This window comes from Francisella sp. SYW-9 (genome assembly GCF_008711465.1).
In the GTDB taxonomy this organism is placed as follows: domain Bacteria; phylum Pseudomonadota; class Gammaproteobacteria; order Francisellales; family Francisellaceae; genus Francisella.
In genome coordinates, this window is record NZ_VXKQ01000010.1 from 88,559 (window position 1) to 106,939 (window position 18,381).

Here is an 18,381-nt window from a genome sequence, read left to right on the forward strand (position 1 = left end):
TTAAACAAGCTCTCCTCTTAGAGAATTTGGTAGGCTTTCTGTTATTGTAACCGTAGTAAACTGACCAATCAAAGATTTATCGCCGTTAAAGTTAACAATTCTATTATTTTCAGTTCTACCAGCTAAAACATTTTCGTCTTTCTTAGATGTGCCTTCAACAAGAATGCGTTGTTTTGTCCCAACCATTTGTCTAGAAATGATCTGAGAATTACTATTTAGTAAGTCTTGTAGTCTTTTTAGTCTATCTTTTTTTACCTCCATAGGAGTATCATCAGGTAGATCAGAAGCTGGAGTACCTGGACGTTTGCTATAGATAAAGCTAAATGATTGGTCAAAATTAACGTCTTTTACTAGATCAAGAAGCTTTTGGAAGTCTTCTTCTGTCTCACCAGGGAAGCCAACAATAAAGTCAGAAGATATTGTAATATCTGGACGGATAGCTCTTAGCTTTCTAATTTTTTGTTTAAACTCTAGGATAGTATGATTTCTTTTCATATTTATAAGAATTCTATCAGAGCCATGCTGTACAGGTAGGTGTAGATGATTTGCCAACTCTGGAACACTACCATAAGCGTCAATTAGATTTTGTGAAAACTCAACAGGATGAGAGGTTGTAAATCTAATTCTTTCAACACCATCAATTTCTGCAATAAAATGTATCAATAAAGCTAAATCAGCTATTTGTCCATTTTCCATTGGGCCTAAGTAATGATTTACGTTTTGTCCTAGTAGAGTAATTTCTTTAACGCCTTGCTCTGCTAATATGGCACATTCAGCAAGTACATCTTCAAATGGTCTATTTACTTCAGGACCTCTAGTGTAAGGAACTACACAATAAGAACAATATTTATCACATCCTTCCATAATAGAAACAAATGCTTTAGCACCTTCAGCTTTCGGCTCAGGTAAATAGTCAAACTTCTCAACTTCTGGAAATGATATGTCAACTTGAGATTTTTGAGTTTGTTTCTTTTGTTTAATCATTTCTGGAAGTCTATGAATAGTCTGTGGACCAAAAACTAAATCAACAAAAGGTGCTCTTTTAATGATATTTTCACCTTCTTGAGATGCAACACAGCCACCAACACCTATCACAAGGTCTTCTTTAGTTTTCTTAAGATTTTTCCATCTTCCTAACTCATGAAATACTTTCTCTTGAGCTTTTTCTCTAATAGAACATGTATTGATTAGAATGATATCAGCATCTTTATAATCATCTGTCTTTACAGTATGAAAGTTTTCATCTAGAACCTCATGCATTCTAGCCGAGTCATACTCATTCATTTGACAGCCTAAAGTTTTTATAAAAACCTTTTTTTGTTCTTTCATTTATTAAAACCTTTAATTTTAGTTTATTTCTCGTTTTAAATACAAGATAGTTATTTATAGTAAAATGCGCACAAATTCTACCATAAAAATAAAATAAAAGCACTTTTTGAGGCTAGACTAATTATTAGCATTAATGCAAAATACTAAAAGTTTTTTATAAAAAGTATCTTCAAGATGAAGCAAAATCAATTTACACAGGATGATATTTGGCAATATTGTCTCGATCATACTAGTGATTTATCAATAGATCTCAGTAAGCTAAGCTCTCAAACAAAAGAACAAGTTCATGGTGCTCAAATGCTATCTGAAAAAATAGTGACTAAATTACTTCAGTTTTTTGTATTTGCTAAAAAGGCTAAAGTGTGTGTTGATGTTGGTACATTTACAGGAATGTCAGCTATAGCAATGGCTGAGATTTCGATAGATATTAATGTATATACTATTGATAGACCTAACCAATCTGGTGAAAATGTAGCCAAAAGATTTATTTCGAAATATCCAAACATAAAATATTTTGAGGGAAATGCGCTAGATATATTGCCAAGTTTGCCTAATAATATTGATATAGCATTTATTGATGCTGATAAAAAACAAACACAAAGCTATTTTGATATTCTAATAAATAAAATGTCTGATAACGGCATTATTATAGTAGATGATATTTTATGGAGAGCAGAAGTTTTAGACCCACAAGATAAACGAGCGAAGGCTCTTGATGAATTTAATAAGTATGTAAGTCAAAGAGATGATCTAGAGACGTTAGTTTTGCCTATTCGTCACGGTATTAATATAATTAGAAAAATTTAGGTTTAGGAGAAATTATGATATTAAAAAAAGTAAATTTAGCATTATTTTTGGTTGTAGGGGCTTCAAGTTCTGTATTTGCTGTAGGATGCAATCCTAATGTTGATGGAGTTAAGTGGTATCATGTTTCAGCTGAGAGGAAGGCTTTAGATTATCAAGCTTACAATATTGCAAGTCAAAAAATAGAGGATAAAGTAAAAAAAGATAAGCTTAAAAAGAACTCCTGGGGAGTTATCTTAGATATTGATGAAACTGCATTAGATAGCTCTGCAAATGAGTATAAGAATTATAAAGATTATAAATTTAAAGAAAGTATGTACAATAAAGCAGATGCTATTGCTATACCAGGAGCTGTAAAGTTTACTAATCTAATACATAAACTAGGCGGCTATGTTAGTTTTGTAACTAATAGAGGTGGTAATGATAAAAAAGAATTTGATGCTACTATTAAAAATTTAAAACAGCAACATATTTACTTTGATCAAGTTCTTTTCTCAAATAAAGATGATGGTAAGGAGCAATTTAATAAAAACCCAAGATTTAAAGCTGTACAAAGCGGGGAATATAATAAAAATATAATTCTAACAAATAAGCTACCAGCTCATAAAGTTATAGCTTACTTCGGTGATAATATTCAAGATTTTCCTAATATGAAGCAAGAAACTATGCAAAAAGCTGATCCAAAAGCATTCAAGGAGTTTGGATCTAAATACTTTATTATGCCAAATCCAATGTATGGCAGCTGGTAATAAATAAGGAAGTAGTTGTGGCAAAATTATATTTTAGATATTCATCAATGGATGCAGGTAAAACCTTAGATCTTTTGAAGGTTGCATATAATTATGAAGATCGAGGAAGAAATGCACTAATTTTAACTTCTGCAGTAGATAAAAGAGCAGGGCTAAATAAAGTTAAATCTCGTATTGGTATTGACCAAGATGCCTACTCTTTAACAGATCAAGATAATATCTATAGTTTTGTACAAAAATATAATCAACAAGAGTCTGTAGATTGTGTATTAATTGATGAGATCCATTTTTTCAAACCAGACCAAGTATGGCAACTTGCAGAAATTGTTGATGATCTAAATATACCAGTAATTTGTTACGGTTTACGGACTAATTATTTAGGTCAACCTTTTGAAACTGCGGCTTTATTATTAGCAATAGCTGATACTTTAGAAGAGGTCAAAACGATTTGTCATTGTGGCAAGAAAGCCAGCTTTAATATGATGGTGCAAAATGGCCAAGCAGTAAAAGAGGGTGATCCTATTGTTGTCGATGATGATTCATTAAAAGAAACAGATACTAAATATGTTTCAGTATGCCGAAAGCATTGGAAAGAAGGAGTTTATGAGTAAGTAAAAAAATATATATTAATCCATAAGCATTAATATATGCTCAGCATTTTTAACACCTAAATTCGCAGCCTTTTTATAGTACATTTTAGCTTTTTCTTTATTATAAGGTATACCATTTTCTTTTTCATCATAATACATATTAGCAAGCATATAATCAGCAGGACCGTAGTTTTTACTCGAAGCTTCTTCAAAATAATCCATAGCCTTTTCATAGTCTTTAAGATTATAGTAATAGACCCCAGTATAGTAAATAGCATAAACATCACCATCGCTAGCGGCATGTTCAAGCTTATATAATTCCTTATAATCTCCTTTTTGGGCAAATACTTGCATTCTTTGGATTTTTTCTTTATATGTCAGTTGTATTTGATTTTTATCTTGTTTGCTTTGATCTTGCTGCTCAGTCTGTTTTTGAGGATTTGCAGCTAGTTTTTCCTGCAGTTGATCTAGGATATTTTCTTGCTCTTGCGGTGTTTCTGATTTATTAACACTTTTATTTAATGACTTATTGATAGATAAATTATTATTGTTTAGATTAGGTGTTAAAGAAGATTCTTTAGGTTTATTCTGAATTATATTGTTAATTGTATTTTGAATAAGCTCATTTTTATTGTTATAAAAATAATATACTAAGCCTTCATATTTATTGGTACTGTTATTGTTACCAAAGTCAAATCTTAATGATGATTTGTTGTGTTTAAACTTAGAAAGGTTTATTAGGTTATTAATATAGCTAGAGTCACTATTTTTTGAGTTAATTATCCAACCATTTTCAATTTCTATGCCTGAAAGACTTTTATAAAATTTCTGTAGCTTTTCTTTATCAGTATTAAATAGATTAATATATACTAGCCCATTTAGATTTTTAAGTTTTTGCTTAGGGATAGTTAAGCCAATTTCCCTATTGGTTTTTATCAACTCTTGTATTTCTTTTTTATCTTTAGATTTAGGCTGAGCTTTTTTTGCTACGATCTCTTTTTTAGAAGTTTTCTCCTCTAGCTCTTTTTCACGTTGTTCTTTAATCAAAGCTTCTATTTTTGCCATTTCTTTTTCAGCGCGATCAGCTGTTTTAGTATTAGAGCTGTAAAGTAACTTCTGCCATAGAATTGATGCTCTATGATAGTCTTTATTTTTTGTAAAAAGTTCTGCTTGCTTAATGATTGCAGGCTCATAACTTTTCGATACGGCTATTGAAAGATATTTGTTTTTTTCTCCAGGCTTATTTTCTTTTATCTTATTTGATTGATATGTTAAATAGATTTGGTATAAAAGCTCTGGATCAGATGTTGATATAAACTTAGGATTAGACTCGAGAAACTTTGCTAGTCCAATGATTGCTTTTTTGTTACCTGATTTATACGATTTTTTGTAATATTCTATAGCTTTTTTATTATTTTTATTTACACCTTGACCATACTTATACAAGATAGCCATTTGATAAAACGCTTGTGCAGAGTTAGCTTTTTTATAATATTTATAGGCATTGGAATAATTTTTCTGAGTTCCTAATCCATATTGGTATAAATATCCAAGATAATAGTAATCTGAAGATGTAGCTTCATCATCATCTGCTAAGTCTTGCAATATTTCAAAAGCAGCTTCGTAGCCTTTCACATTCTTATTTTTAATATTAGTAATAGCTTTAGCATATTCTTGTAAAAATACTTCATGTCTATAGTCAATATACTTATTAACTCCGACAATACAAACACCAACTATAGCTATTCCAATTAAAATTCTAATAATTTTTTTCTTTTTTGATACTAATGGTACAGCTTCTTTTTTTGAATCTTCGTTATTATTCTGTCCTTCTAATGCTGATAGTAATTCACTTTTTTTACTAGGAGGTTCGTTATCTTCACTAGAAATTTCGTCATCAGTCTGGTCTTCAACTATTAGAGTTTCGTTATTTTCATCAGGGGTTTCATGATCGTTTTGGTCTTCAGCTGTTAGAGTTTCGTTATTTTCATCAGGGGTTTCATGATCATTTTGGTCTTCAACTATTAGAGTTTCGTTATCTCCATCAAAAACTTCATTACCATATTGATTCTCAAATACTAAAAGTTCATCATTTTTATTGGAAATTTTATTATCATTTTCATCTTCAGGTATTAGAAGTTTCTTCTTTTTATTAGAAGCTTTACTTTTATCTTTAGATATTAGAAGCTTGTTTTTTTTATCACTTTTCTTTCCTGGTGCTAACAGCGTACTTCTTTCTTTAGTAGTTTTATTTGAATTATCTTGTTCAGACATCTATTACAGCTTCTAATAAAATATATTACTTAAATTATATAATAGCTTTATCTTATATTTAAGACAATTAGATACTTTCTATATATAAAACTATAATGATTAAATTAAAATTTAGTATAAATATAAACTCTTTCTAAGATAGAGTGTTTTCGTTAGTTTCATCCATTAATATTTGCTCTTTTTCAGCTTGTATAGTCTTGGGATCTTCTAAAGAAATCTTGCCAAAATGTCCAGCTCTAAAATCATGAACGATATTTTTAGCTGCTTGTTTGATATTGAAATTTGTTTTTATTCCAGAGATATCTTTAATTATCTCTTGGGGATGTTTTTCAAGAAATTCTTTTTCATTTATAAAACTATAACGAGCTAAGAAACTTTGGGTATTTTTTTCTTTAAGAAAGTTTAATAAGTAACAGGCTGTAGCTTCATAGTCCATCGCAGTATCTCTGATGGAACCAATACTTGCTATTCTAAAGCCACTAGTTTCACTTTTAGGGCTAGGAAACATAATACCAGGAGTGTCAAAGATCATAAAACTTTTATTAATATCAATACGCTGCTGAAGTTTTGTTACAGCTGGTTCATTACCTGTTTTTGCAACTTTTCTACCCACTAGCTTATTTATCATAGTGGATTTACCAACATTAGGTAGTCCAAAAATAATAGCTCTAATTGGTTTTAGTACAGTACCTCTATTAGGACATTTCTTTTGTGCAAGATCTATAATTCTTTTGACAATATTTTTATCTTGTAGAGTATTTACTGCAATAGCATTTCCATGGTAGTAGTTAAGCCACTCTTTAGTGGTTTTCGGATCTGCAAGATCATTCTTTGAAAGTATCTTTATAATAGGCTTATCACCAACAATTTCTTCTAAAACATGATTACTGCTAGAATCAGGAATACGAGCGTCAACTATCTCAATAGCAATATCAATAGAAGGCATTTTCTTGCGAAACTCTTTAGTAGCTTTGTGCATATGCCCAGGAAACCAATGTAACATTGTAGATAAAAATAATAAATTTAGTTAATATAAAGCAAGATTTTACCTATTAGGGCTTTTATATGCAAAGCTATATTTTAAAAGATGCAAAAATTTATACTGAAACAGGTTTTGAAAATAAAGATATAGTAGTTGAAAATAACCTTATCAAAGCTATAGTTGATCAAGCAAAAGCAAAGGATTTTAATCTTCCTATAATTAGCTTAGATTCGAATGACTATGTTATACCTGGATTTATTGATATTCATATTCATGGTTCAAAAGGTGCTGATGTTATGGATGGCGATATTGATGCTCTTGAAGTGATTTCAAAATCAATCTATAAACAAGGGGTCACAAGTTATCTAGCAACAACTATGACAGCCCCAAATGAGCAAATCCTTAGATCTATGAGTGCTATTAAATTATATAATTCTCAATCTTATAGTGAGAGTGCTAAAATAGTTGGTGTTCATTTGGAAGGACCTTTTATATCTTCGGGAAAGATAGGTGCTCAAAATCCAAATTATCTTCAAGATGCCGATATTGATAAGTTAGCAAATTGGCATAATACTTGTGATAGTCTAATAAAAAAAATAACTATAGCTCCAGAAATAAAAAATGCTGATAAGATAATAGAGTTTTGCAATCATCAAAATATAGTAAGCTCAATAGGACACACTAATTGTACAATGGCACAAGCTCTCCAGGCAATAGATCGAGGATGTAGTCATGCTACTCACTTATTTAATGCTATGAGTCCAATTGAACATCGTAACCCAGGAGCAGCTGCAGCTTTATTAATGTCGAAGAAAGTTTTAGCTGAATTGATTGTTGATGGTATACACTTACATCCTGATATGGTTAAATTTACTTATGATATAAAAGGTTCAGATAATATTGCTCTTATTACAGATGCTATGTCAGCTCAAAATGCTGGAGAGGGTGTTTTTGAACTTGGTGGACAGAAAGTAATAGTGAAAGATGGGCAAGCGAGACTAGAGAATGGCGTGCTTGCAGGTAGTGTTTTAACAATGAATAAAGCTTTAGAGAATATTATTAGGTTTGCAAATTGTAGCTTACATAATGCTGTTAAAATGACTAGTACAAATCAGGCAAAATCTTTAGGTTTGAAGAAAGGTCAAATTAAAGTAGGCTTTGATGCAGAATTCGTTGTTTTGGATAAAAACTATCAAGTTAAACAAGTTATTGGTTAAGAGATGAATTTTTTAGTATTAGATACATCAAGTAGATATTGTTCAGTTGCTTTATCAGTAGATGGTGAAGTTTTCGACGACACAAGAGAAATACCTCGCCAACATAATAAATATCTTTTAGAAATGATTAAAGGTGTTTTTGGAAAAGCCAATATTGATAAAAAAGCATTAGATTTTATTGCTTATGGTATTGGTCCAGGTAGCTTTGTTGGGGTTAGGCTAGCAGCAGCTGTATGTCAAGGTTTTGCAGTTGGTCTAGATATTCCTATTGTTGGTTTTTCAAGTATGTTTGCTATTGCAAAAAGCACAAAAACTAATTCAGAAAATGTAGCAGTTATTCTAGATGCTAGAATGGGAGATTTTTACTTAGGGTTATATAATACAGCTAATAATGAAATAATCTCTGAAAGTGTTTATAAAGTAGAAGAGCACTCGAAAGATCTTTACCTAGAATATGATCTTATTGGTGATAGTATTTCTGAATTAGATATTCAAAATGATGATTTTCAACTAGATGTTGGTAATGTTATTGAATATGTTTCTAGCTTATACACTAAGCAAAAAGCTCAACAAACTCTAACACAAGAAGTGTTTCCTGTATATCTTAGAGGAACATCTCATTGGAAAACTAAGGAGTAGTTATGTGTAGATGGATTATGTATCACGGTGATAAAATAAAAATGAGTGATCTTTTAGTAGATCCAGAAAATTCTTTAATGCATCAAAGTATACATTCCTCCCAAGGAGCAGTTCCAGTTAATGGTGATGGCTTTGGAATTGGTTGGTATACAAACTTACATAAAGAACCTGGTATATACAGAGATCCATTACCAGCTTGGAATAATGAAAATTTAATATCCTTAGCAAAACATATAAAAAGTAAAAACTTTATGGCTCATGTTAGAGCTAGCACTATCGCACCTACTTCACGTCTAAATTGTCATCCTTTTAGATTTGGTAGACATATGTTTTTGCATAATGGTTCAATAGGAAATTTTGACGATATTCGCCAAGAAATTGAGCAGTTGATTAAACCACAGTATTTTAAATCTAGATTTGGTTCGACAGATTCAGAAGCATTATTTTTGCTAGCATTATCAAATGAGTTAGAAAATAATCCTAAAAAAGCTATAGTTAAATCTATAGACCAAATTCAGAAAATTCAAGCAAAGAATGGTTTAGAAGAAAAAATAAAAGCAAGTATTGCATATTCAAATGGAGAAACTTCTTGTTCGCTAAAAATCTCTACCATTGGAGATAAGCCATCGTTATACTATATAAGCTATAATGACATCATAGATACTCTTGTTATAAAGAAAAAAAGCAAGAAAAAGGATGGTTTTGTAGTACTATCAGAGCCTTTAGTAGATTCTGATTTATATACTTATATAGATAATTACACATGTATTGAAATTAAAGAAAATAAATTTAAAGTAGAAAAGTTATAAGGAATAAAAATGGCATCGCTAAATACTAAGATTCAGAATGTTTCTGTTTCACCAACTAATGCAATGGCAGCGTTAGCAAAGCAAATTAAAGATGATGGCAATGATGTTGTATCTCTTGCTATTGGAGAGCCTGGTTTTAATACGCCAGATGTTGTTAAACAAGCAGGTATTGAAGCTATTAATAAAAATATTACAAAATATACTAACGTTGATGGTTTGAAAGAATTAAGAGAAGCAGTAGTAGCTCGTTATAAAAGAGAATATGAAGTTGACTTTGCAGCTGACCAAGTATGTATAACATCTGGGGCTAAACATAGTTTACATAATATTTTTAACTGTATATTAGAAGAGGGAGATGAGGCTATCTTTTTTGCGCCATATTGGGTATCTTATCCTGATATGATTGCTTTAACAGGTGCCAAACCTGTAGCTGTTGAGACTAAATTTGAAAATAACTTTGAAATAGATGTGGCTGATCTTGAAAAGCATATTACAGAGAAAACTAAGGCTGTAATAATTAATTCGCCAAATAATCCAACGGGTCTAATTTATTCAAAAAAATGTATTGAAGAACTTGCTAATCTTCTAAGAAAATATCCAAATATTTGGATTATTGGTGATGATATATATGATCAATTATTTTTTAAAGATAGAATTACACTAATTACAGAAGTTGCTCCAGATTTAGCAGATAGATATGTGATTGCTAGTGGAGTATCAAAGAACTTTGCAATGACTGGTTGGAGAGTTGGTTTTACAATTGCTCCTAAGTTTTTAAATGATGCTATGAAAAAATTCCAATCACAATCTGCTACTTGTGCTTGTTCTATATCTCAATATGCTGCCATAACAGCATTAAATATGCCAGCTAAAGATCTACTTTATTTTGCTGAGTCATATCAAGAAAAAGAGCAGTTTGTTACAAAGTGTCTAAAAAATATGCCTCATATAGATGTTAAAAGTGCTGATGGTACTTTTTATTTGTTCCCTGATTTACGTAAGTTAATTGAACATACTAATTTTAAAGATGATGCTGAGCTTTGTAGTGCATTATTAAAAGAAGAATATGTAGCAATGATGCCAGGAGTTGCTTTTGGTTTAGCAGGTTTTGCTAGAATTAGCTGTGCAAATGAAATGTCTGAATTAGAAAAAGCTATGGATAGGCTAGCTAAATTTGTAGCTAGACATGTTTCTAAATAATTTTAATTCTAAATAATAATTCTTTATCTTGATTCAATTTTTGTAAATAGTTTCGACACGTTGAGTAATTGCTGTTAAAATCATATTTATTATTGCTCTGTAGAGTTTTTATATGAAAAAATGTGGTTATATCTCAATAATTGGTAGACCTAATGTTGGTAAATCTACTTTATTAAACAATATCCTTAAATATAAGGTTAGTATTACTTCGCGAAAGCCTCAAACTACAAGACATCAGATTACAGGTGTGAAGACTCTTGGAGATACTCAGTTTATATATGTAGATACGCCGGGTATTCATACTAAAGAACCCAAAGCTATTAATAAATTTATGAATAAAGCAGCAACAACAATGGTAAAAGATGTTGATGTGATTTTATTTGTAGTTGAGATGGGTAAGTGGACTGAGCTTGAAGATAATATTGTTGAGAAATTGAAATATTCAGAAATACCTATATTTCTAGTGGTTAATAAGGTTGATAAGAAAAAATCTCTTGAAGCATCAATGTTTATTGAGTCAATCAAAGAGAAATTAAGCTTTTATGATGTGATTTATGTTTCAGCTAAACAGGGACATAACGTTAATGAACTAGAATCAAGAATTGAAAAGTTGTTACCTGAATCAGAATATTTCTTTTATGAAGATGACCAAGTTACAGATAGAAGTATTAAGTTCTTGGTTTCAGAGATTATTCGTGAAAAGATTATGCGTACTATAGGTAATGAAGTACCGTATCAAATAGCTGTTGAAATTGATAGTTATAAAGTTGATCAAGAGAAAAGCATAGTTGATATATACGCAAGTATTTTGGTTGAGAGAGATAGTCAAAAAGGTATAGTTATCGGAGCTAAAGGAATTAAACTTAAAAAGATTGGTACAGATTCACGTATAGATATTGAACGTTTAGTCGATATGAAAGTAAATCTTAAAACTCATGTAAAAGTTAAAAGTGGCTGGTCTGATGATGATAGAGCACTTAAGTCTCTTGGTTATGATCTAATGTAAGAAATATGCAAAAACTTGCTGTTAATAAATCACGTAAATATCGTACTATACTTTATGGCTGTCTGATATTTTTGACTAGTGGTATTGTTATAGTTTATTTTAATGAAAGTAATATCAAATATTTGGGGTTTTTGCTGATTTTAGCATCAATATACTTTGAGTTTAGAAATAATCAACAATCTATAAATGCTATAGTTTTACCAGAAGTTGATGATAATTGTCTAAAAGTTGTTGTTGATGGTGAATTAAGCGATTTTTGGTTAGTTAAAAAATATATAGTAATAAATGGCTGGATATATCTATATATTACTCAACAAGGTTCAAATAATAAGCTAAAACTATGGCTACATAAGTCAAATTTCGATAATCAAAATAATATTAGAGATTTAGCAAGGTATCTTTTATTCACACAAAATAATTAATCTTTATTGAGGTATTGTGTATACTCTAGATTAAGATTTTTCATCAGATATTATAATGCTACAAGAATTTAAATCTAAAGTCAGTGATTTCTTAAATAATGATCAAATAGTTGAAAATGAACTTCTAAGATATGCCTACTCTACTGATGCTAGTCTTTATCGAATGGTCCCAAAACTTGTTCTAATTGTTTCAAATGAGCAAGAGGTTATTAAGCTTATAAACTTAGCTAGTCAGTATGATATTAAGCTTACTTTTAGAACAGCTGGCACAAGTCTTTCTGGTCAAGCAGTAACAGAAGAGGTGTTAGTTGTTTTAGCCACAGACTCATGGCTGGATTATAAAATTTTAGACGACGGTAAAAAAATCAAACTACAACCAAGTATCATTGGAGCTGAAGCAAATAAGTATCTTAAGATCTATGATAGAAAAATCGGTCCAGATCCAGGATCGATTAATACAGCTAAAATTGGTGGTATTATAGCAAATAATTCAAGTGGCATGTGTTGTGGTACTGCTAAAAACTCATATGCTACATTAGATTATATGCGAGTCGTTTTTGCTGATGGGGAGGTCCTTGACACTTCAGATCAGGCTAGTATTGCTAACTTTAGAAATAATAAAAGTGAATTTATAAACAAAATTTTAGATACTCGCCAACAAATTATAAATAGCCTAGAATTAGTTGAATTTATAACAAAAAAATTCTCTATTAAGAATACTAGTGGTTATAGTTTAAATGCATTTTTAGATTTTGAAGATCCTATAAAAATTATTGAAAGGCTAATAATAGGTTCAGAAGGAACTCTAGGTTTTGTCAGTAGTGTCACATTAAATACAGTTCCAGAATATAAACAAAAAGCTTTAAACCTTATTTATGGACAACTTGATGATCTTATAGATCTAACGACAAAGATAGCTTCACTTAATCCCTCATCAGTTGAGCTTTTAGACTATTTATCATTAAAGTCAGTTTCAGATGTTGCGGATTTACAACCATTTTTAATACCTTTAGAAGATGAGAATATAGCAGCTATTATGGTAGAGCTTGCTGAAAAAGACCCCCAAGCATTAGAGTTAAAATTAACTAAAGTAGAGAGCTATATAAAACAGACAAATATTATCCATCAGGTAGGGTTTAGAAAAGATGAGAATGAGATACAAACTCTATGGAAAACTAGAAATGGTGTATTACCTACAGTAGCAGGGCAAAGACCAGATGGGACTAGTGTTTTAATCGAAGATATAGCGGTAAATATTTTAGATCTTGCAAATCTTATTAAAGATGTAAAAAAAATGTTTATAAAATATAACTACTCTAACGCAGCTATTTTTGGTCATGTTTTAGCTGGTAATATTCATTTTGTCCTTACTCCTAATTTTAATAATGAAAATGAAGTTATAGAATACGATAAGTTTATGCATGAGCTAACATCATTAGTTGCCAAAAAATATAATGGCTCTCTAAAAGCAGAGCATGGTAGTGGTAGAAATATTTCACCATTTGCAATAGTTGAATGGGGTGAAAAATGCTGGGATATTATGTGGCAAATAAAAAGTTTATTTGATCCAAAAAACATTCTTAATCCAGATGTTAAATTAACAAAAGATAAGAATTTACATAAAAAAAATCTTAAAGAATTAAATAATGTAGATAATCAGATTGATAAATGTATGGAATGTGGCTTTTGTGAACCTGTGTGCCCATCACGCAATTTAAGTCTAACCCCTAGACAAAGAAATACTGTGGCAAGAAAAATAAAAACATTGCACGGTAAGCAGAAAGAACAATGGCTAAAAGATTATCAATATTATGGAGTTGAGACTTGTGCAACAACAAGTCTTTGTAAAACTCGCTGCCCTGTAGATATTGATACAGGAGCATTTATTCTTAATAAAAAAGAAAGAACTGATGGTTTAGTTAATCATGCTAAAGAAATAAGAATTGCAAAACAAAAGGTCAAACTAGGTAATTTAGCTGGAAGTATCTTAGGTAGAAGTAATTTGCAAAAAGTGACTCAACATCTTCATAGTAAGTTCAAATCTATTCCAATATATTTAGAGACCATGCCTCAAGCGCAAAAATCTAAATTCACTAATTCAGGCCTATCTAATAAAGAAAAAGTTTTACTATTGCCATCATGTCCAAATAGAATTTTTGCGACAGATAAAGATTATCAAAAATATCCTAGTCAAATAATTCTAGAAAAGCTAGGTTTTGATATTGAATATCCTAATAGTTTAGACAAACAATGTTGTGGTCAAATGTATCATTCAAAAGCAAACCATGAACAACAGCAGGCATCACAAAATCTTTTGCAAAGTAGTATTGATTTTGAAAGTTATAATTATGTTGTAACAGATAGTAGTTCTTGTTCAAACTTTGCTAAAGATCAAAATATTGAGATATTAAATATTAATAATTTGATTTTAACTAATTTAGACAAATTAAGTTTAAAGAAAAAATTTAAAAAAATAGCTCTGCATATAGACTGTTCAACTAGGAAGCAAAATATTGATGATAAATATATCAAAGCTTTGAACAAATGCTGTGATGAGGTTGTTATTCCTGAAAGAATATATTGTTGTGGATTTGCTGGAGATAAAGGTTTTACAACTCCTGAGTTAAATAAGGTTAGTTTAGGCTCCTTAAATAATCAAATAAAAGACTGTGATATTGGAGTTAGTTTTAATAGAAGTTGTCAAATAGGATTATCCTATCATGGAAAAGTAAAATATATTTCTTTTACAGAATTATTGATTGAATGCTTGGAAGGTAGAAATTCAGCTTATTAAGCTATATTACTGAAAATATCTTGAGATACTTTTTCAACAGCTTGATCGCCATTAACTTTAATATATTTTGGTGTTTTTGTATTATTTGAAGAGAAGTTTCTATAAAAATCAACTAGCTTAGCCGTTTGTTGATGATATACAGAAAGTCTCTCTCTGACAGTATCTTCATTATCGTCAGTACGAGTTATTAAAGCTTCTCCAGTTACATCATCTTTATCAGCAACTTTAGGAGGATTAAATTTGATATGATAAGTTCTACCTGATGCTGGATGAACTCTTCTACCTGTGATTCTTTCTATTAGAAGCTCATTAGCAACATCAACCTCAACTATATAGTCGATATTTATACCTAGCTTATCTAACTGTTCAGCTTGCTCTATAGTTCTAGGTACGCCATCAAGTAGGAAACCATTTTTACAATCATCTTTAGATATTCTATCTTTAACAATTTCTATAATAAACTCATCTGAAACTAATTGACCAGCATCTAGAACTTTTTTTAGCTCATTACCAATTTCACTGCCTGATTTAATAGTTTCTCTAATCATATCACCAGTAGAAATATGAGCGATATTGTATTTTTGTTCAATTATTTTTGCTTGAGTTCCCTTACCTGCTCCAGGAGCTCCGAGTAGTATTATACGCATAGTTTTATTGGCCTTAACCTTGAAAGAATAGTTTACATAACATGCATTTAATTATAGAATAAATGTAAGTATATATCTAGAAATAGAAGACTAATTTTTAGATTAATAGTAGCTAATTTTTATATTAAGAGTGGCTAATTTTTGAGTTAAGTGGGTAAAAGAGAAAGATGATATCATTTCTACTTGAAAAAAGACGCATAAAAGCGCAAAAGACAGTTTTAGGTATTGAGTTTGATACTTCATCATTATCTGCTGTAAAGCTTGATAAAACTTCTAATGGATACTCACTTGTAAGCTATTTTAGTGATACCTTTCCGCCAGAAGCATATTTTGAAGGACAGTTAACATCTGATTATGTAGGCAGTACTATTGCTGAAACTATAGCAGTTAATAAATTAGGACGCTCTACAAAGTTAGGATTCACAAGTTATAATGATATTGATGTCATTAAAGAAGAAATTATATGCGATAAAAAAGCTTTAGAGATTATAGAAAAACAAGGTGTTATATTTTATATTGTTGAACATTTCTTGAAAAAGAGATACCCTGATAACTATATGGAAGTAGCTTTTGACTATTATGATGATATTAGTGAAAAAGGTATCTTAACTGTATATTATATTTCAGATGTAGCTAAAATAAATCAATTACGTGATATTGCAACAAAAGCAAAAAAAGCATTGTCTGTATGTACTTTAGATAAATTAGCAATAGTTAGTTTTGTAAAAGAGCTTTTTCTGTCTGAAATATCTAAAAATAAAGGTGATAGTGTTTTTCTAGGATTGTATGCTGATAAATTATCAATATGTAGTTTTTCTGCTAGTGGCGAGCTTAGAAGTTATGAAACTGTAAAGATTTATAATACAGAAATCTCAGATGCTAGCTATACTGATGAGGCTATTCAACTTTTGCTAAGATTTATAGACTTCATGTCTTTAGATATGCCTCATAATGATTTTGATTCATTTGAAGATACTGAGAGCACTCATGTATATATATACGGTCTTAAACAAGGTTTTGAAAGTATTTTTGAATCAATAACGGATTTATCTCAAAAGCAATGTGAAATATTAAATCCATTTGTAAATATTCAACATGATAGTTTTGATATGATAGATCAACCGTATCGCTATGTGATTCCTATAGCAATAGCTATGAGGGAGGCGCTGTAAATGAGAAATTTAAACTTTATAAGAGGGCGCTGGAGAAGAAAACAACTTATATATATAGTAACTGACTTTGCTTTTTTGGGATTCATTGCGTTTGCTTTAATGTTTTCTCTTTCTGTGGTTTTTTCATGGTCAAGTGATGAAGATATAAAAGTAAAAAATTATTTACAAACACAAATTTCAAAATTAAATAAACAAGCTTCTGAATATCGTGATGTTAAAAAGCAAAGAGATAAACTATTGGATATGTCTTCAGATTTGGCAAATATTAAGGCGAGTCAGTACTATATCTTACTTGGGGTAGAAAAGATTTCTCGAGCTATTACAGATCAGCTTTATATAACAAATATGAATTATGTTACAAGTTCAGATACATTAATATTAAATGGAGAGGTTAGAGATCTTAAACTTCTTTCTGTATTTATGAAAAATTTGGAGATAGAATTTAGGGTTGATAAAGTTGAGCTTAAAAGTCTAGGATCAGAGAAAAATGGTCAAAGAAGTTTCTCTTTAGAGTTCAAGTTTGGTGAAGATAATGCGTTTAAGGGAGATAGTGTTAGATGAAGGAAAGAGTAGAAAAGTTTTTTTTATCTAATAAGTATTCTAAATTAATTATAGATACTCCTTTAAAGTTCAAACTTCCTGTGATGGTAATAGTACTTGCTATTTTTATATTTTGTTTTTATCTAGCGTTGGTAAATCCCGTTCTTTTAGAAGAACAGAGAGCCCAATCTCAGATTAAGTCTATGCAAGCAAGAATTCCAAGTTTGATAAAAAAACAAAAAGACTTAGTAGCTTTAAAAAACGAAGTTAAAATATTAGAACATCATAATGCTGAAGAAAGATATAGTATTCCAGAGAAGCATTCTGTACCTATATTCTTATCAACTCTTAATGAAGCTATTAGCAGTTCAGGAATGACTGTTATAGATCTATCTCCTGCTGGTGTTGAGAAAAATAAATATTTAGACTTATATGCTCTTAATTTTAAAGCAAAACTAAGCGGAAGCTTTTCTCAAATGATAAAATTATTTGTTGCTTTAATTGATATGAAAGACATTGCAGTTATTACAAATATAAATATAAAAAAAGAGTCTGATACTAAGTTACTTATAGAGCTAAATTTACAGACCTATTCACGTCAAGGAGTGGGGGCTTAGATTAGATGGCTAGATTTTCTTTATTATTTGTTACTTTTTTTATTTTCCTTGGGACATATAGTCTAAGTTTTGCTAGTTATGACTCTAGAGTTAAGCAAATCGATCAATTTATACAAAATAAAATGAGAACTATAAAAAGTTCAGAAAAATTAGAAATTCCAGAATATAAAGGTGATACTTTAAGTTTTGAAAGGCTTTCAAAGATAAGAAATTTATTTGATATAAATCATAGCTTACCATTTGAGAAAAAAAGACAAACTCAGACACAAAAGAAAAAAATCGTAAAACTAAAACCTATAGTTATTCCACCTCCATTACAAAAGATTATGCAAACTAAGCCTACAAATCTACAACAGTACCCTATTAATTCATTTAAATTTGAAGGAACTGTGTACCAGAATAATCAAAAATGGGGAGTTGTTGAGAATCCTCAAGAAAAGAAACCTATTTATATAAAGCCAGGTGAGCTAATAGGAAATAACTATGGCCAAGTTGATAATGTCACAAAAGAAGGCATTGTCGTAAGTGAATGGAAAAAAAATACAAGTAAAAGAGTTTGGGAAAAATCTCAAGTAGTTATACATTAAGGT

18 protein-coding genes are annotated in these 18,381 nt (G+C 30.2%); 14 read left to right on the forward strand and 4 right to left on the reverse strand.

Going from position 1 to position 18,381, the window contains the following annotated elements:
- Entirely contained in the window at positions 1 to 1,329 is a 1,329-nt protein-coding gene (gene miaB / locus F3D62_RS06490) for a tRNA (N6-isopentenyl adenosine(37)-C2)-methylthiotransferase MiaB (RefSeq protein ID WP_150467438.1), read from the reverse strand.
- 174 nt (positions 1,330 to 1,503) lie between these two features.
- On the opposite strand from miaB, the gene F3D62_RS06495 reads away from it, so the two are divergent.
- The 3 genes from F3D62_RS06495 to F3D62_RS06505 are packed head-to-tail and all read left to right on the forward strand — an operon-like array spanning position 1,504 to position 3,493.
- Positions 1,504 to 2,136 (forward strand): O-methyltransferase, encoded by a 633-nt coding sequence (locus tag F3D62_RS06495; RefSeq protein ID WP_150467439.1) that lies wholly within the window; start codon positions 1,504 to 1,506, stop codon positions 2,134 to 2,136.
- A gap of 14 nt (positions 2,137 to 2,150) precedes the next feature.
- Positions 2,151 to 2,882 (forward strand): HAD family acid phosphatase, encoded by a 732-nt coding sequence (locus F3D62_RS06500; RefSeq protein WP_150467440.1) that lies wholly within the window; start codon positions 2,151 to 2,153, stop codon positions 2,880 to 2,882.
- A 17-nt stretch (positions 2,883 to 2,899) separates the two neighbouring features.
- A complete protein-coding gene (locus F3D62_RS06505; protein ID WP_150467441.1) occupies positions 2,900 to 3,493 on the forward strand; it encodes a thymidine kinase in 594 nt (197 codons plus the stop codon).
- A 15-nt stretch (positions 3,494 to 3,508) separates the two neighbouring features.
- Here F3D62_RS06505 and F3D62_RS06510 read toward each other — a convergent pair whose 3' ends face one another.
- Together F3D62_RS06510 and ylqF are read right to left on the reverse strand one after the other, a co-directional pair.
- A complete protein-coding gene (locus tag F3D62_RS06510) occupies positions 3,509 to 5,746 on the reverse strand; it encodes a tetratricopeptide repeat protein (RefSeq protein WP_150467442.1) in 2,238 nt (745 codons plus the stop codon).
- 133 nt (positions 5,747 to 5,879) lie between these two features.
- On the reverse strand, positions 5,880 to 6,749 hold the full coding sequence (gene ylqF, locus F3D62_RS06515) for a ribosome biogenesis GTPase YlqF (RefSeq protein ID WP_150467443.1): 870 nt from the start codon (positions 6,747 to 6,749) through the stop codon (positions 5,880 to 5,882).
- 62 nt (positions 6,750 to 6,811) lie between these two features.
- Between ylqF and nagA the strand changes: the two genes are divergently transcribed.
- The 7 genes from nagA (at position 6,812) to F3D62_RS06550 (ending at position 14,815) form a co-directional block, all read left to right on the forward strand.
- Positions 6,812 to 7,945 (forward strand): N-acetylglucosamine-6-phosphate deacetylase, encoded by a 1,134-nt coding sequence (gene nagA, locus F3D62_RS06520; RefSeq protein ID WP_150467444.1) that lies wholly within the window; start codon positions 6,812 to 6,814, stop codon positions 7,943 to 7,945.
- Between the two features lie 3 nt (positions 7,946 to 7,948).
- Positions 7,949 to 8,584, forward strand: coding sequence for a tRNA (adenosine(37)-N6)-threonylcarbamoyltransferase complex dimerization subunit type 1 TsaB (gene tsaB, locus F3D62_RS06525; RefSeq protein ID WP_150467445.1), 636 nt, complete (start codon positions 7,949 to 7,951; stop codon positions 8,582 to 8,584).
- Positions 8,585 to 8,586: 2 nt separating this feature from the next.
- On the forward strand, positions 8,587 to 9,393 hold the full coding sequence (locus F3D62_RS06530; protein WP_150467446.1) for a class II glutamine amidotransferase: 807 nt from the start codon (positions 8,587 to 8,589) through the stop codon (positions 9,391 to 9,393).
- Positions 9,394 to 9,402: 9 nt separating this feature from the next.
- Complete coding sequence (locus tag F3D62_RS06535; protein WP_150467447.1) at positions 9,403 to 10,593, forward strand: pyridoxal phosphate-dependent aminotransferase; 1,191 nt, start codon at positions 9,403 to 9,405, stop codon at positions 10,591 to 10,593.
- 112 nt (positions 10,594 to 10,705) lie between these two features.
- Positions 10,706 to 11,599 carry a GTPase Era gene (gene era / locus F3D62_RS06540; RefSeq protein WP_150467448.1) on the forward strand — a complete coding sequence of 298 codons (894 nt, stop codon included), beginning with the start codon at positions 10,706 to 10,708 and terminating at the stop codon, positions 11,597 to 11,599.
- Positions 11,600 to 11,604: 5 nt separating this feature from the next.
- A complete protein-coding gene (locus F3D62_RS06545; protein ID WP_150467449.1) occupies positions 11,605 to 12,021 on the forward strand; it encodes a hypothetical protein in 417 nt (138 codons plus the stop codon).
- Positions 12,022 to 12,076: 55 nt separating this feature from the next.
- Positions 12,077 to 14,815 (forward strand): FAD-binding and (Fe-S)-binding domain-containing protein, encoded by a 2,739-nt coding sequence (locus F3D62_RS06550; RefSeq protein ID WP_150467450.1) that lies wholly within the window; start codon positions 12,077 to 12,079, stop codon positions 14,813 to 14,815.
- Here F3D62_RS06550 and adk read toward each other — a convergent pair.
- Positions 14,812 to 15,462, reverse strand: coding sequence for an adenylate kinase (adk, locus tag F3D62_RS06555; protein ID WP_150467451.1), 651 nt, complete (start codon positions 15,460 to 15,462; stop codon positions 14,812 to 14,814). The genes F3D62_RS06550 and adk overlap by 4 nt on opposite strands.
- A gap of 167 nt (positions 15,463 to 15,629) precedes the next feature.
- Between adk and F3D62_RS06560 the strand changes: the two genes are divergently transcribed.
- Genes F3D62_RS06560 through F3D62_RS06575 form a run of 4 tightly spaced genes read left to right on the forward strand, consistent with a single transcriptional unit; the run spans position 15,630 to position 18,378 of the window.
- Complete coding sequence (locus tag F3D62_RS06560; protein ID WP_150467452.1) at positions 15,630 to 16,634, forward strand: type IV pili; 1,005 nt, start codon at positions 15,630 to 15,632, stop codon at positions 16,632 to 16,634.
- The gene (locus tag F3D62_RS06565; protein ID WP_150467453.1) at positions 16,635 to 17,195 is read left to right on the forward strand and encodes a PilN domain-containing protein; all 561 of its coding nucleotides are present in this window, start codon (positions 16,635 to 16,637) and stop codon (positions 17,193 to 17,195) included.
- Positions 17,192 to 17,791 (forward strand): type 4a pilus biogenesis protein PilO, encoded by a 600-nt coding sequence (gene pilO / locus F3D62_RS06570; RefSeq protein WP_150467454.1) that lies wholly within the window; start codon positions 17,192 to 17,194, stop codon positions 17,789 to 17,791. The genes F3D62_RS06565 and pilO overlap by 4 nt, the downstream gene beginning before the upstream one ends.
- A 5-nt stretch (positions 17,792 to 17,796) precedes the next feature.
- The gene (locus F3D62_RS06575; RefSeq protein ID WP_150467455.1) at positions 17,797 to 18,378 is read left to right on the forward strand and encodes a pilus assembly protein PilP; all 582 of its coding nucleotides are present in this window, start codon (positions 17,797 to 17,799) and stop codon (positions 18,376 to 18,378) included.
- The last annotated feature ends 3 nt before the right edge of the window (positions 18,379 to 18,381 follow it).

Excerpts from the sequence above, each read along its gene's own strand:
- miaB (WP_150467438.1), bottom strand. The coding sequence starts at position 1,329 with ATGAAAGAACAAAAAAAGGTTTTTATAAAAACTTTAGGCTGTCAAATG.
- F3D62_RS06495 (WP_150467439.1), top strand. The coding sequence starts at position 1,504 with ATGAAGCAAAATCAATTTACACAGGATGATATTTGGCAATATTGTCTC.
- F3D62_RS06500 (WP_150467440.1), top strand. The coding sequence starts at position 2,151 with ATGATATTAAAAAAAGTAAATTTAGCATTATTTTTGGTTGTAGGGGCT.
- F3D62_RS06510 (WP_150467442.1), bottom strand. The coding sequence starts at position 5,746 with ATGTCTGAACAAGATAATTCAAATAAAACTACTAAAGAAAGAAGTACG.
- ylqF (WP_150467443.1), bottom strand. The coding sequence starts at position 6,749 with ATGTTACATTGGTTTCCTGGGCATATGCACAAAGCTACTAAAGAGTTT.
- nagA (WP_150467444.1), top strand. The coding sequence starts at position 6,812 with ATGCAAAGCTATATTTTAAAAGATGCAAAAATTTATACTGAAACAGGT.
- tsaB (WP_150467445.1), top strand. The coding sequence starts at position 7,949 with ATGAATTTTTTAGTATTAGATACATCAAGTAGATATTGTTCAGTTGCT.
- F3D62_RS06530 (WP_150467446.1), top strand. The coding sequence starts at position 8,587 with ATGTGTAGATGGATTATGTATCACGGTGATAAAATAAAAATGAGTGAT.
- F3D62_RS06535 (WP_150467447.1), top strand. The coding sequence starts at position 9,403 with ATGGCATCGCTAAATACTAAGATTCAGAATGTTTCTGTTTCACCAACT.
- era (WP_150467448.1), top strand. The coding sequence starts at position 10,706 with ATGAAAAAATGTGGTTATATCTCAATAATTGGTAGACCTAATGTTGGT.
- F3D62_RS06545 (WP_150467449.1), top strand. The coding sequence starts at position 11,605 with ATGCAAAAACTTGCTGTTAATAAATCACGTAAATATCGTACTATACTT.
- F3D62_RS06550 (WP_150467450.1), top strand. The coding sequence starts at position 12,077 with ATGCTACAAGAATTTAAATCTAAAGTCAGTGATTTCTTAAATAATGAT.
- adk (WP_150467451.1), bottom strand. The coding sequence starts at position 15,462 with ATGCGTATAATACTACTCGGAGCTCCTGGAGCAGGTAAGGGAACTCAA.
- F3D62_RS06560 (WP_150467452.1), top strand. The coding sequence starts at position 15,630 with ATGATATCATTTCTACTTGAAAAAAGACGCATAAAAGCGCAAAAGACA.
- F3D62_RS06565 (WP_150467453.1), top strand. The coding sequence starts at position 16,635 with ATGAGAAATTTAAACTTTATAAGAGGGCGCTGGAGAAGAAAACAACTT.
- pilO (WP_150467454.1), top strand. The coding sequence starts at position 17,192 with ATGAAGGAAAGAGTAGAAAAGTTTTTTTTATCTAATAAGTATTCTAAA.
- F3D62_RS06575 (WP_150467455.1), top strand. The coding sequence starts at position 17,797 with ATGGCTAGATTTTCTTTATTATTTGTTACTTTTTTTATTTTCCTTGGG.